The following is a 13268-nucleotide window of genomic DNA, read 5'->3' on the forward strand; positions in this document are numbered from 1 at the left end:
GCGCCGGGCCTCTACTCGACCGGCCCGAACGCGTCGAACAGGGGGTAGATCGGCCCCTCCTGGACCCGGATCCGCTCCGTCGTGCCCGTTCCGTGCTTCACGAGGAGGGTGAGCCCTCCGCGCGGCACGGCGTCGAACACGCGCCGGATCTCGCGCACGGCCATGCGCCGCACGGGGCGCCCCGCGATCTCGAGGACCTCGTCGCCTTTGCGGAGCCCGGCGCGCTCGGCGGGCCCTCCCTCGATCGTCCGCGAGATGAACGCGGAGCCCGAATGCAGCTCGTACCAGAGGCCCAGGCCGACCTTGGCGTGGGCCGGCTGGAACGCCAGGGTCAGCGAGCCGCCCCCGTTCAGCTCGGCCAGGATCTCGCCGGCGGCGCGTTGTGTGTCGGTCACGCGACTGAACTCGCGGACCCCGATCGGCTTGTCGGCGAGCGGGTTCTCGTCCCAGACCTCCACCCGGAGCCGGTCCTCGGGAAGGACGCGGAAGTTGCCGCTCGGGCCGCCGGGCCAGGTCGGCTCCACCGTGTCCGGCTGCGCGGCCGTCCGGAAGATCTCGACGTCGTTCACGAAGATGCGGGCGTAAGGGTCCGGAAGCCCCCCTTGGTCCCAGGATCGCCCGTCCCGCGTCCGCTCCGGGATACGCGCCCCGAGGACCCGGATCCACCGGACGTCCTCGGGCGGCGGCGGGTGGAGCTCCTGCCCTTCCGGGGGCACGCGGAGCGGGCTGGCGAGCTCCGGGTAGAGAGCCGAGCAGCCCGCAGCAGCGAGCAGCACGAGGAACGCGGGCAGGCAGAGCGCGCGGCGCCTTCGGAGAGCCAAGATGACGCCATTTTTGGCCGGAGCCGGGGTCAGCCGCAACTAAACCGTGCTATTTCGGGCTCCCATGCAGGACCTGCCCGTCATCGCTACCAGCGACCTGAGCGCGCACGTCGGCCGCACCGTCGTGCTCCGCGGATGGCTCTACAACAAGCGCTCGAGCGGCAAGCTCCACTTCCTCGAGCTGCGCGACGGCTTTGGCGCCGTCCAGTGCGTCATGGCGAAGGGCGACGTCGGCGACGAGGTCTTCGCGGCCGCCGACAAGGTCGCGCAGGAGAGCGTGCTCGAGGTCGCGGGCGAGGTGAAGGCGCACCCGAAGCGGGCCGGCGTCTTCGAGGTCGTCGCGTCCGGCTTCCGCCTGCTCGGTCCGACTGTCGGCGAGTACCCCATCTCCCCGAAGGAGCACGGGACCGACTTCCTGATGGATCACCGCCACCTCTGGCTGCGCTCGCGGCGGCAGCACGCGATCCTGCGCGTGCGTCACACCATCATCCAAGCCATCCGCGATTTCTTCGACGGGCGGGGCTTCACGCTCGTGGACGCGCCCATCTTCACGCCGAACGCTTGCGAGGGGACGAGCACGCTGTTCGAGACAGAATACCACGGGGACAAGGCGTACCTCACCCAGTCCGGGCAACTCTACATGGAAGCGGCGGCGGCCGCGTTCGGGAAGGCCTACTGCTTCGGCCCGACGTTCCGCGCCGAGAAGTCGAAGACCCGCCGCCACCTGGCCGAGTTCTGGATGGTCGAGCCCGAGGTCGCGTTCATGGACCTCGAGGGCGACATGGACCTCGCGGAAGACTTCCTCTGCTTCATCGTCGAGCGTGTCCTCGAGCGGCGCCGCCCCGAGCTCGCCGTGCTCGAGCGCGACGTGGCGAAGCTCGAGGCCGTCAAGAAGCCGTTCCCGCGCATCCGTTACGACGAGGCGGTCGCCATCCTCAACGAGGCGCGCGCGGAGAAACGTAAAACCGCGGGAGAAGCTGGAGTTCAGGATTTCCCGTGGGGCGAGGATCTCGGCGGCGAGGACGAGACGATCATCTCCAGCCGGTACGATCGGCCCGTCATGATCCACCGCTATCCGGCGGAGGTGAAAGCCTTCTACATGAAGCGCGATCCGGCGGACGACCGGCTCGCGCTCTGCGTCGATGTCCTGGCGCCGGAGGGTTATGGCGAGGTGATCGGGGGCGGGCAGCGCGAGGACAACCTCGCCACCCTCGAGCGGGCGATCGAGGTCCATAAGTTGCCCCCCGAGGCGTTCAGCTGGTACCTGGACCTCCGCCGGTACGGCACATTCCCGCACGCAGGCTTCGGGCTAGGCGTCGAGCGGAGCGTCGCCTGGATCTGCGGCCTCCCGCACGTGCGCGAGACGATCCCGTTCCCGCGCATGCTGAATCGCCTCGCGCCGTAATACCGGCGGGGCGGCTGGACGCCGGCGCGCGTCGTGGTCACGGCGCGACGCGCCACGAGCGCGTCGACGCGGCGGGCCAGCGCGAGAAAGCGCCTGAGGCTAGCCGCTCCCCGCGCGTGGGAGATCGCCACGTGATGAGCGATGGGTAAGAGGTGACACGACAGCACAACGCGCAGCGGGCAGTGTGGTCAAGCCGTGCCCGCAGCCAAGCTCGCCGCGGGGGATCCGTTTTTGCTCCGCTTGCAAGGCGACTCTGTCGTATCAAGAAAGCATAGGGCGCAACCAGCGACCCCGCGCTCACTCGGCCTACCGACGGAGCCACCCCTGCTTGCAGATGAGGGAGCGCTCTACCGGCAAGCCGGGCACTGCCCCCGCCTCCCCGACCCACTTCGCGAGGACAACGCTATGGCTCGTCTCGTCGGCTTCATCGGTAACCGTCCGGATCTCGGCGCGCGTGCGATCGAGCTCGAAGATCGTGCCCTCACGGTTCGCCGGAAGGCGGGCGTGATCCCCGGCTGGGGCGTCGGCTTCTACCAGGGAGGAGAGATCCTCCTGAAGCGCCGGCCGATCGACGATCGACCCGAGATCAGCCTGGTCGACATGACGGGCGACGTGCGCGCCGACATCCTCGTGGCGCACGTCCGGGCCGCGACGGTCGGCAGCCTGCGCACCGAGAACACGCACCCGTTCCGCTACCGGCAGTGGCTGTTCGCCCATACGGGCACCGTCGAAGGGTTCGCCCGGCTGCGGGCTCAGCTCAGCGACTCGCTGCCGCAGTTCCTCCAGCGCGACGTCCGCGGGGAGACCGACAGCGAGATCCTTTTCCACCTGTTCCTCTCCTTCCTCCACGACAGCGGCCAGCTCGACCGGCCCAACGTGGACGCGGCGAGCGCGAGGGCAGCGCTCCGGTCCTCCATCGCGCTCGTCGACCGGCTCTGCGCGGAGGAGGGCGCCGGGCCGAGCGCGATGAACATCGTGGTCACGAACCCGGAGTACCTGCTCGCGGCCCATGGCGGCACGACGATGGCGTACCGCATCTACCAGGGCAACGAGGACATGGAGCGGCTGCTGAGCGACGGCGGCCTCGGCCGGATGCGCATGCCCGACTATGCCGCGAGCCGCCTGACGCTGGTCGCGTCGGACTTCGATGAGGACCAGGTCCCCGCGGGGTGGACCCACGTCGGGGAGCGTGCGATCGTGACGTTCACGCGCGCCGATGAGCCAGCGATCGAGTCGATCTGAACGCCGCCGTCGCCCGCGTCGGGCGCACCTGTCGCCGGCCGGCGCCCCTCACCCCTCGCAAGCGCCGCCAGCGCGTCCTTCCTTGCTCGCCGCCGTGCTCGGCGCGTCCCTCCTGGGCTGCGGGCTCGGAGGCTCAGCGTCGTTTCCCTCCGCCTCCGAGCTCCCCGACGAGCGGCGCCGCCCTGACGGCGTGGCGATCGATCCGGCGAGCACCCCTCCGCAAGCAGCGAACGAGGCCGACGCCGGCGACAGCGTCGTGACCTTGCGGACGCCCCTCGGGATCGGCCTGGCGCTGGACGTCGTGGCCGAGTTCTTCAAGCGGGTGGTGACCGAGGACAGCGAGGCCCTGGGCGAGCTGCTGACGGGCGACGCCCTCGCGATCCACACAGGATCGGGCGGACAGGGGCAGCCGCCGAGCGCCGGGCCGTGGTGGGAGCAGCGGTTCCGGAGGCTCGAGTACGAAAAGCTCGCCGGGGAGCCGATTTATCGGGAATCGGAGCTCCAGGTCTTCCGGGCGGAGGACGTGCTCGCAGCGCCGCAGCACCCCGCGATTCAGCCGGAGACGCTCGATGATCAAGACGTCGTGATCCGGGTGCCGATCACGACCGCGCGGATCGCGGCCGACCGGCTGCTCGGCGACGAGATCGTGGTCTGGCTCCGCCGCGATGGCCCCCGTTTCAAGATCTACCGACTGCTCGAAGACTTCCAATTACAGTAAGCTTTGCGCCTGTGCCGCATCTCCGACAAGATCAGGTCCCGATGAGCCGGCTTAAGGTCGCATTCGTGGGCTCCGGGGGAGCCGCGCGAGGCCTGACCCACCTGGGTGTGCTGAAGGCCTGCGAGGAGCTGGGGATCCACCCAGAGATCTACGTGGGCGCGGGGGCGGGCGCGCTGGTCAGCGCGACCTACGGGCAGGACATCCCGCTCGACGTGCTGCTCGACGGGTACCGCCTCCCGTGGCGCCGCCGCCATCGAGGACCTCGCCTCCACGTGTCGAGCTTCTTCGGGGCGCCGTCCCTGCGCGACGTGCTCGATCCAGGGTACCTCTGCTCGGGCGTCTTCTCGATCGATCGGCTCGAGCGCTACGTCCGGCGCACGTTGCCCATCAACGACTTCCGGCAGCTGCCGCACTCGGTCTACGTGACAGCGGTCGACGTGGACAGCGCCAAGCGCGTCGTGTTCGGGCCAGGTTATGACGAGGTCACGCCGATCAGCCAGGCCGTGGCCGCGAGCTGCTGCGTGCCCGGGCTGTTCCGGCCGTACCGGATCAACGGTCGTTACCACCTGAGCGGCGAGGTCATCCGGACGCTCTCCGCCGACGTGGCGGTGAACGCGGGCGCGAACATCGTGATCATCTCCAACGTCTACCGCCCCGAGGAGCGCGACGAGTCGCGCCGCTCGGTCGGGAGGAGCGGCGCGCTCAGCGTCATCCGGCAGTCGCTCAGCATCCTGCTGAGCGAGAAGGAACGCCGCGGTGTCGAGCTGCTCTCCAAGCTCTACCCGCACGTCACCTTCCTGGACGTGGCGCCGGCGATCGGGCGGTACAGCTACATGAACCGGTTCGCCGCGAAGCCGCTCGTCCTGCGCGGCTACCGGACCGCGCTCCGCGTGCTCGCCGCCGCGAAGGAGAAGGGCGTCTTCGACGCGCCCTCGTCGAAGCGGGCGCTCAACTAGCCAGCCGGAGCGCTCTCCGGGACGACGGCGCCGCTCGGGTGTGATGCGCCGCGGACGAGCGGCGCGCTGGCCGGCCCTCGATCGACCTACATCCCCGCGAGGATGCGGTACTCGTCCTGGAACTCCACGAGCTCGAGGCGGTTGTCGTCCACCTTGCGGCGCCACTCCTCGCCCTTGCGACCCGGGATGCGGTAGCTGGCGCTGTAGGTGTAGTCGACGTAGATGACGTCATCCTCCTTGAGGACGCGGCGGTAGCGGATCTCGTAGCGGATCGCGCGCGCATCCTGGAACTTGCCGGTGAGGTACGCGCGCAGGCCGGCGTAATCGAGGTCGTCCGCCGCGTCGATGTTGCCGCCGTCCTCGTAGTACTTGGGCGAGGCGAGCTGGAGCAGCGCGCCGACGTTCTTGCTCTCCACCGCGTTGCGGTACTTCTCGCAGAACGAGATGATCTTGCGGTTGTCTTCGCTGTCCTCGACATCCGTGTTCGGGATGTAGTGGGTCGCGCAGCCGGCGAGGACGGTCGAAGCGACGACGAGGAACGAAGCGACGGCTTTTGTTTGGCGGCAGAGCATACGCAGGAAGGACAACGCCCGGAGGGACCCGGGGATTCCAGCGGAGACCTTGCCAGATGGGGGCACAGATCGGCAAGCGAAGCGATCACGAACGCCGCGGATGACGCGGACGGGCCTAGCCGTCCTCACCGAGCCCGAGCCAGCGGAGGAGGGCGAGGTGGCCGACCGACCCTTCGTGGTCGACGGTGAGGTCCGGATCCACCTCCCGCAGCCGCCCAGCCTCGCCCGGCTCCGCCTGGAGAAGGAGCGCGACGGCGCCGCTGGAGAGCGCGCGGGCGGCGTCGAGGACGCCGGCGGCGTCGAGCAGATCACGCGCGACGGGCCCCGCGTCGTCGGCGGCGAGGACGACCATGCGGTCCGCGTCGGACATCGCGACGAGCTCGGCCGCGGCGCGGAGCGCCTCGAGCGCGCCGCCGAGCCCCGCGCCGACCGCGAAGCTCGGCCCCGTGAGCTGATAGACGATGGCGCACTCGCCCGCGATCGCGTTCGGCGAGGTGGCGGGGAAGAGGCGCGGCTCGACGTAGCGGGCGCCGCGCGCGCGGCGGCGGGCGTCGTAGATCTCGTTGGTGTCGATGGTGGCGAGCGCCTGGCCCGCGACGATGCCAGCGCCGCGCAGGGCGTCGGCGCCGACGACGGCAGCGAGCGCCGCCACCGCGGACAGACCGAGCCGGCAGAGCGCGTCGAGGCGCGCGAGCCGGTCGCGCGCGACGCCGGTCGCCTCGGCGAGGCGCCCGAGGTCGAAGCCCGTCACGCGCGCGTGGGCGCGGAGGAACACGGGGCGGGCGCGCCGAGGGCGACGCCCGCTCGCGGGCTTCGTGATCAGGAGCGCGGCGTTGGCGCCGCCGAACGCAGCCGAGAGCTTGAGCGCCGCCTGGAGCGGGCGCGGCTCGGCGCGCTCGAGCAGGACGGCCGGCGCGTCGGGATCGAGCTCGCCCTCGGACGCCGCCGGCGGGGCGATGGACGCCCCGAGCGCGGCGGCGGCCGCGAGCGCCTCGAGCGCGCCCGCGGCTCCGAGCGTGTGCCCGATCTGCGCCTTGAACGGGTGGACCACCGGCGGAGAGGGACAAGCGCGCGGCTGCTCCTCGGAGGGCGCCGGCGGGCCGGGCGCAGCGAAGAGCGCGGCGATCGCGCGCGACTCCATCGCGTCGTTGTAGGGCGTCGCCGTGGCGTGGGCGCTGACGAGCCCGACGCGCGAGGCAGGCCACCCGGCGTCCGCGAGCGCCGCCGCGCCGGCGCGCGCGAGCCCCGCGCCGGTCCGATCCGGGGCGGTGATGTGCACCGCGTCCGTGGACGCGCCGAAGCCGGCGACGCGGAACATCACCGGCGCGCCCCGGCGCCGATCCTCGCGCACGAGCGCGAGGACGGCGGCGCCCTCGCCGAGCGCCATGCCGTCGCGGCCGATGCGGAAGGGGCGAGGCCTGGACGCCGTGGTCGCGCGGAGCGCCTCGAAGCCGGCGGCGACGAACACGCTGAGGGCGTCGTAGCCGCCGGCGAGCACGAGGTCGCAGGCGTCGCGATCGAGCCAGCGGAGGCCGAGGCCGATCGCCAGGGTGCTCGCGGCGCACGCGGCGAGCAGGTGCGTGCGAAGCGGGATCCGCCCGAGCCCGAACGAGGCGAGCGCCTCGTCGAAGGGCGCGAAATAGGTCGCGCCGCGGGCGAGCGCGGCGAGCGCGCCGGGCGAGGCGCCTTCGGCCCGGGCAGCGAAGTACCGCTCCGCGGTGAGCATGCCGCCGCTGGACGTCCCGAGGGCGATGCCGATGCGCTCCTCGCGCCAGCCCGGGCGCACGCCGTCGAGCGCCGCGAGCGTTTGGGACAGCGCCGCCTTCAGGAGATCCGCGGCGCGATCACGGCCTGCAGCGACGCCGAGCTCCGCGGGCGCGCGCGCCGAGAGCGGCCGCACGAGGCCCGCGCGCGCGAGCTCCGCGTCCTCCGCGATGGCGACGGGCGCCGGCTCGCCGACGCCGGGGACGCGGTAGGCGTGGGGGCCGAGGCCGAGCGCGGAGACCGCGCCCGACGCGATCACACACGCGTCGCTCATGAGCCTCCGCCTGCCTGGAGGGCGTCGGGATCGACGAAGGCGCGCGGATCCGGGGCGCGCTCCCGCTCCTCGGCCTCGCAGATCACCGTGACGAGCAGCCCGGTCGAGGCCTGCGCGTAGCGGACGTTCCCGCAGCCCATGCCCTCCGCGATGACGACCTCCTCGTCGAGCAGGCGCCGGCGCGCGCCGCCCGCGGTCGACCAGGTGGTGCGGCGCGCGCCGAGCAGGCCGCGGTCGTTGATCCGCAGATCGATCACGGCGTCGCCGTCGCGCAGGACGAAGGTGTCCGTGCCTCGAGAGCGCTCGTACCAGAGCAACGTCCCCGCCGCTGGACGGAGCATCCACCAGCGGAGGAACTCGACAGGCAGGCCGCGGAGCGAGGCGCGCGGGGTCGAGGCGTCGCCGCGCTTCAGCAGATCGAGCGCGGGGACGGCGAAGCGGAACCGATCGCCGCGCGTCCACAGATCGAGCGCGGTGGTGCCGCCCGGGCCGAGGAGGATCATGCGGAGCGCGCCCTCCGGCGCGAGGCCCGCGGCGAAAGCCGCGCGCTCATGCCCGCGCGTCGCCGGCGGCGCGATCGCGATCGCGCCGCGCGCCTCGATCAGCCTTCGCGTGTGGGGCTCGAGCAGCGCCAGACGGACGCGCAGGGTGCGCGGGCCAGCCCCCTCGACCTCGCGGCGGAGCGCGGCGAGGCGCCGGCGCCCGTCGCGCCACGCGCCCGCGCCGCCCGGCGCCGCGGACGGGTCGACCGGCGAGCGAGGCAGGAGCCGCGCGAGCTCGGCGTCGAGCGCCCCGCCGCGCCGGGCGACCGGCGCGGCGCAAGCGGGAGCGCACGACAGCGAGAGGAGCAGGCCCGCGGCGCGCGCGAGGCGGCGTCCCCGACGGCCTGGCGCTGCGCGGGGCGTCGTCACGCGTCGCCGGGCGCAACCAGGAGGATCGCGTACCCGCGATCGGGCGCGCCGCCCAGGATGAGCACGCTCGCGAGGGCGCCGCTCGCGAGCGCCGCGACGGCCGCCGCCGCAGCGAAGCCGCCGGCCCCCTCGTGCTCCCCCGCGCGCGACGCCAGCGTGGAGCGCGGCACCTCGGCCCACGGAGTTCCGTGCAGGCAAGCGACGATGCGCTCCTCCTGCCGCCCGATGAACACGGCGGCCGGCGACGGGACGTCGCGCGGCGCTCGCGGGGCGCCGTGCGCGGCAGGTCGGACCGGCGCGGGCGCCGGCGCGCTCGCGAGCATCCCGGCGCCATCGCCGCGCCAGGAGCTCCACCACGCGACCTCCGCCACCGGGCGCGCCCCGCGCTCGCGCACCGCCGCGTCGCTCTCGAAGAGCAGCACGGCGGCGCCCTCGCTGCGCGCGCCGGAGCTGACGACCTCCGAGCAGATCGGCCCGAGGCAGCGCTCGATCATGGGGCTCGCCTCCTCGACGCTGCCGGCGGCGATCGCCTCCCCTTCCCCGGCCGTGATCAGCTCGATCGCCGTGACCATCGCCGCCTCCGCGGTCGCCCCGAGGTCGGCCATGGCGAACACCGGCCCGCGGAGGCCCAGGTAGATCGAAGCGTGCCCGACCGGCGACGACGGGACCAGGTTCGGGAAGTCGGCGGGGCTCGCGTACTTCGCCCCCTTGTCGTAGATGCGCCGCATGTACGCCGTCGAGGCGTCGACGCTCCCGAACGAGGCGCCGACGATGGCCCCGGGGAAAACGCGGCTCGGCGCGGCGTCGGCGGACGAGGCGCTCGCGCCGGCGTCGACCTGCGTCGCCCCCCCGAGCCCGGCGTCCGCGACCGCCGTCAGGATCGCGGCCGTCGTCAGCCTGCCCGCGCGATCGAGCCGCCGGGCGCGCGCGAGGTCGAGGTGCGCGCCCGTGTTGAAGGTGATGGGCCCCTCGGCCGGAGGAGGTCCCGGCTCGAGGTAGGCCGCGCCGCCGCGAGACGAGAGGACGCCGAGCGGGCCGATCGTCGCGGCCGCGGTCACGACGACCGAGCGCCGCGGCGGCGCGCTGCCGGCGCCGAGCGGAGGCGGGAAGCGATCGGGCTGCGCGAACACGAGCACGCTGTCCGTCCCGCCGAAGCCGAACGAGTTCGACATCGCCGCCCGGATGGGCGCCTCGCGCGCCTCCGTGAGGTGCACGAGCCGGCACTCCGGATCGACCTCCTCGAGGCCGCCCGTCGGCGGCATCACGCCGCGCGCGATGGCGAGCGCGGTGATCGCCGCCTCGACCGCGCCCGCCGCGCCGAGCGTGTGCCCGATCTGCCCCTTCGAGGACGAGACGGCGATGCGCTCCACCTCCGGGCCGAGGCACGCGCGCAGGGCGGCGCTCTCCATGACGTCGTTCAGGGGCGTCGCGGTGCCGTGCGCGTTCACGTAGTCGAGGTCGGAGGGCGTGAGCGCCGCGCACCGCAGCGCGTCGCGCATGACGCGCGCGGCGGTGCGCCCCTCGCGCTCGGGGTTGGTGATGTGGTGCGCCTCGGCGCCGGTCGCCCAGCCGCGGAGCTCGACGATCGGCTGCGCGCCGCGCGCGCGCGCGGCGTCCTCCGGCTCGAGGAGCAAGAACGCCGCAGCCTCTCCGAGGTTCAGCCCGGCGCGCCGTCGGTCGAACGGGCGGCACGGGTCCGGATCCACGGCGGCGAGCGCGCCGAAGCCGGTGTACGTCAGCCGGCAGAGGCCATCGGCGCCGCCGGCGAGGACGCAGCTGGACAGGCCCGCCCGGAGCCAAGCGGCGGCGAGCAGGATGGCGTTCGCGCCGCTGGAGCAGGCGCTGCAGATGCTCCGCACCCGGCGGAACGGGCCGACGGCGGCGCGGACGTGGTCGGCCGTCGACGAGAGCGGATGCGAGAGCATGCGCTTCAGCGGCGCGATCGCGCTGGGATCATGAGACAACCAGGCGAGGAGCTCCTCGGTCTCGAACATCCCGGCGGTCGTCCCGCCGACCACGAGGTCCACCGGCCGCGCCCCGGGGTCGACGCCTGCATGCGCGAGCGCCTCGCGGGCCGCGAGCACGGCCATCGCGTCGGTCCGCGACCACCCTTCCGCCTCGCCCGGCGGCGCGACCTCCTCGGGGGAGAGGCCGCGCACCTCCGCGGCGATGCGCGCGCGCGTCCCCGGGATATCGAACAGCGAGAGCGGCGCGAAGGCCCGATCGCCGGCGATGAGCCGGTCCATCGTCGCGGTCGCCCCGCGCCCGAGGGGCGAGACGACCCCGACGCCCGTCACCCAGATTCGCACGCTCGAACGGCTCTCTGCGGCGCGATCACGCCGCCGCGGTCGACTTGATGATGTGGGCGACGAGCGCGTCGACCGACGCGAAGATCGGCCTCGCCTCGTCCCCCTCGGGGATGCGGACGCCGAAGCGCTCCTCCACGCTCATGGCGAGCTGAAGCGCGTCCAGCGAATCGAGGCCCAGCCCCTCGCCGAACAGCGGCGCGGCGTCGTCGATGTCGGCCGGCGTCTTCCCCTCGAGGTTGAGCTCCTCGACCATGAGTTCTTTCAACTTCTGCCGCACGTCCTGCGCGTTCATGAGCACGTCCCTGCGGGGTAGCACAATTCCGCGCCTTTCTACCAGAGGGCCGCACTTTTGTCTGTCGGTTTGGTAAATGAGCTCCCATGGCTCTCGTCGACTACGCCACCTCTGCCGGCGTCGCGCTGCTGACGCTCAATGACCCGCCCGTCAACGGCTACACCCACGAGATGATGAAGGACCTCGATGCAGCCATCCTCGAGGCCCGCTTCGACAACGACGTGCATGTCATCGTCATTACCGGGCATGGCGAAAAGTTCTTCTGCGCCGGGGCGAACATCAGCATGCTCCGCGAGTCGGATCCGACGTTCAAATACTACTTCTGCCTCCACGCGAATGAGACGTTGAGCCGCCTCGAGCACACGCCGAAGCTCTGCATTGCAGCGCTGAACGGCCACACGGTAGGGGGCGGGCTCGAGATCGCGATGGCGTGCGACCTCCGGATCGCCCGCAAGGGCGCCGGCAAGATCGGCCTCCCCGAGATCACGCTCGGGGTGCTGCCGGGGACGGGCGGGACGCAGCGGCTGGCCAGGCTCATCGGGAAGTCCCGCGCCATCCAGCTGATGTGCGAGGGGCAGACGTTCGATTTCGAGACGGCGCTCTCGTACGGCCTGGTCAACGACGTCTGGGAGACGGCATCCCACGACGAGTTCATGGACCGGATCCTCGCCTACGGTCACACGTTCACGCTGCCGGACCGCGCGGCGCTGGCGGTCGGACGCATCAAGCGCGCCGTGCAGACAGGCTTCGAGGTAGGCCTTGAACAGGGGCTCGCGCTGGAGCGTGAGCTTCAGGCGGAGCTGTTCGCGTCCGAGGACGCCCGCGAGGGGCTCGCCGCGTACATGGAAAAACGAAAGCCGATCTTCCAGGGCAAATGAGCGAGCTCTGCCGCGACAACGCTGCACCACGTCGTCGCCCTTCTGCCTGGACGTTATCTGCTCGTCGCACGACCGGCTCGCACCTCGAGACGACGTGCGCGCTCGCGGGCCTGACGAGCCCGCGGCAACATGAGCCGGGTGCCTCTCCCCGTGAGCAACCGGCGCTCAAGGTTCATACTGTTAATTAGATTACATTTCGCGCCGTTCTTTTGACGGTCTGACGATTTTGAAATCAGCAGGCGTTGCTGTACGTAAGTTCAGGCATGCAACAGCCTCTTGAGCACGCGCTGCATCTCGTGCGGCCCAGCTTCGAGACCGTGTACACCGTTGGCCTGTCGTTCCTGCGTCAAGCGCTTCGCTGGTTGGGGGTGGCGGAGCGCGACATCGACGACGTCCTGCAGGACGTCATGATCGCTGCCTACCATGCCCTCGATGGCTTCGATCCAGGGCGCAGCGCAGGCGAGGAGCCCTCCGCCCCTCACCTCCCCGCGCATGGACCGGGCCCGGCTCACGGCGCTCCTCCTCGCGCCGCGACGCCGCTCTGGGAGCCCCTGAAGCGCTGGCTGTTCGGCATCGCGTGGCGGCAAGCAGGCCATTACCGCGACCGCGCCTACCGGCGGCGAGAGGTGGCGGTAGGGGCCGGGACGAGCTGGCCGTTCGACCAGGCGGACCCGGGCTTGAGCTCGGAGCAGCTGCTCGCGCGCGAGCAGCTGGGCCAGCTCGTCGGCCGGCTGCTCGGAACGCTCGATCTCGATCGGCAGCGCATCCTGATCCTGCACGACCTTCTCGAGGTCCCGATCGCCGACATCGCGCGCGAGCTGATGGAGAAAGAGAACACGGTGCGCAACCGGCTCCGGCTCGCCCGGCAGGACTTCCGCGTGGCGGTGAAGCGCATGAACGCCGAAGAACGGCGCGCGCTCGGCGGCTGCCTGAGGCTCCCGGTCGCGGAGCGCTCCCGAACGGTAGACGCGGAGGCGCTCTTGAGCGCCGCACGGACCATCCCCGAGGTGCCCGACCCGACCCGGCGCAAGCTCTGGATCGCGGTGACACGCGCGATCGGCGCCGCGCACACGGCCGGCTCCGGCGCGCCCCCCTACGCAGCGCCGCCGCTGTGAACCTCCTGCCG

Annotated in this window: 12 protein-coding genes; 6 read left to right on the top strand and 6 right to left on the bottom strand. The window is 72.3% G+C overall.

The window, feature by feature from the left end:
* Positions 1–11: 11 nt before the first annotated feature.
* Complete coding sequence (locus WMF43_RS33620) at positions 12–821, bottom strand: PDZ domain-containing protein (RefSeq protein ID WP_437671011.1); 810 nt, start codon at positions 819–821, stop codon at positions 12–14.
* A gap of 64 nt (positions 822–885) precedes the next feature.
* Here WMF43_RS33620 and asnS point away from each other — a divergent pair, with 64 nt between their 5' ends.
* The 4 genes from asnS to WMF43_RS33640 all read left to right on the top strand — a co-directional run bounded on the left by asnS (position 886) and on the right by WMF43_RS33640 (position 5142).
* Positions 886–2226, top strand: a complete 1341-nt coding sequence (gene asnS, locus WMF43_RS33625; RefSeq protein ID WP_437671012.1) for an asparagine--tRNA ligase — start codon at positions 886–888, stop codon at positions 2224–2226.
* A gap of 405 nt (positions 2227–2631) precedes the next feature.
* Positions 2632–3468, top strand: a complete 837-nt coding sequence (locus WMF43_RS33630; RefSeq protein ID WP_437671013.1) for a class II glutamine amidotransferase — start codon at positions 2632–2634, stop codon at positions 3466–3468.
* Between the two features lie 94 nt (positions 3469–3562).
* Positions 3563–4186: a hypothetical protein gene (locus WMF43_RS33635; RefSeq protein ID WP_437671014.1), complete on the top strand. Its 624-nt coding sequence runs from the start codon at positions 3563–3565 to the stop codon at positions 4184–4186.
* Between the two features lie 41 nt (positions 4187–4227).
* Positions 4228–5142 carry a patatin-like phospholipase family protein gene (locus WMF43_RS33640; RefSeq protein ID WP_437671015.1) on the top strand — a complete coding sequence of 305 codons (915 nt, stop codon included), beginning with the start codon at positions 4228–4230 and terminating at the stop codon, positions 5140–5142.
* 86 nt (positions 5143–5228) lie between these two features.
* On the opposite strand, the gene WMF43_RS33645 is transcribed toward WMF43_RS33640, so the two are convergent.
* From WMF43_RS33645 to WMF43_RS33665, 5 genes are all read right to left on the bottom strand, one after another.
* Complete coding sequence (locus WMF43_RS33645; protein WP_437671016.1) at positions 5229–5714, bottom strand: hypothetical protein; 486 nt, start codon at positions 5712–5714, stop codon at positions 5229–5231.
* A gap of 115 nt (positions 5715–5829) precedes the next feature.
* Positions 5830–7752: a beta-ketoacyl synthase N-terminal-like domain-containing protein gene (locus WMF43_RS33650; RefSeq protein WP_437671017.1), complete on the bottom strand. Its 1923-nt coding sequence runs from the start codon at positions 7750–7752 to the stop codon at positions 5830–5832.
* On the bottom strand, positions 7749–8663 hold the full coding sequence (locus WMF43_RS33655) for a hypothetical protein (RefSeq protein WP_437671018.1): 915 nt from the start codon (positions 8661–8663) through the stop codon (positions 7749–7751). Before WMF43_RS33655 ends, WMF43_RS33650 begins: the two co-directional genes overlap by 4 nt.
* On the bottom strand, positions 8660–10972 hold the full coding sequence (locus WMF43_RS33660; RefSeq protein WP_437671019.1) for a beta-ketoacyl synthase N-terminal-like domain-containing protein: 2313 nt from the start codon (positions 10970–10972) through the stop codon (positions 8660–8662). Before WMF43_RS33660 ends, WMF43_RS33655 begins: the two co-directional genes overlap by 4 nt.
* 25 nt (positions 10973–10997) lie before the next feature.
* Complete coding sequence (locus WMF43_RS33665) at positions 10998–11264, bottom strand: phosphopantetheine-binding protein (protein WP_044989135.1); 267 nt, start codon at positions 11262–11264, stop codon at positions 10998–11000.
* An 86-nt stretch (positions 11265–11350) separates the two neighbouring features.
* Here WMF43_RS33665 and WMF43_RS33670 point away from each other — a divergent pair, with 86 nt between their 5' ends.
* On the top strand, positions 11351–12142 hold the full coding sequence (locus WMF43_RS33670; protein WP_437671020.1) for an enoyl-CoA hydratase/isomerase family protein: 792 nt from the start codon (positions 11351–11353) through the stop codon (positions 12140–12142).
* Positions 12143–12405: 263 nt separating this feature from the next.
* Positions 12406–13257, top strand: a complete 852-nt coding sequence (locus tag WMF43_RS33675) for an RNA polymerase sigma factor (protein ID WP_437671021.1) — start codon at positions 12406–12408, stop codon at positions 13255–13257.
* Positions 13258–13268 lie beyond the last annotated feature (11 nt).

Origin of the sequence: Sorangium sp. So ce131, from assembly GCF_051519095.1 — a bacterium.
GTDB lineage: Bacteria > Myxococcota_A > Polyangia > Polyangiales > Polyangiaceae > Sorangium.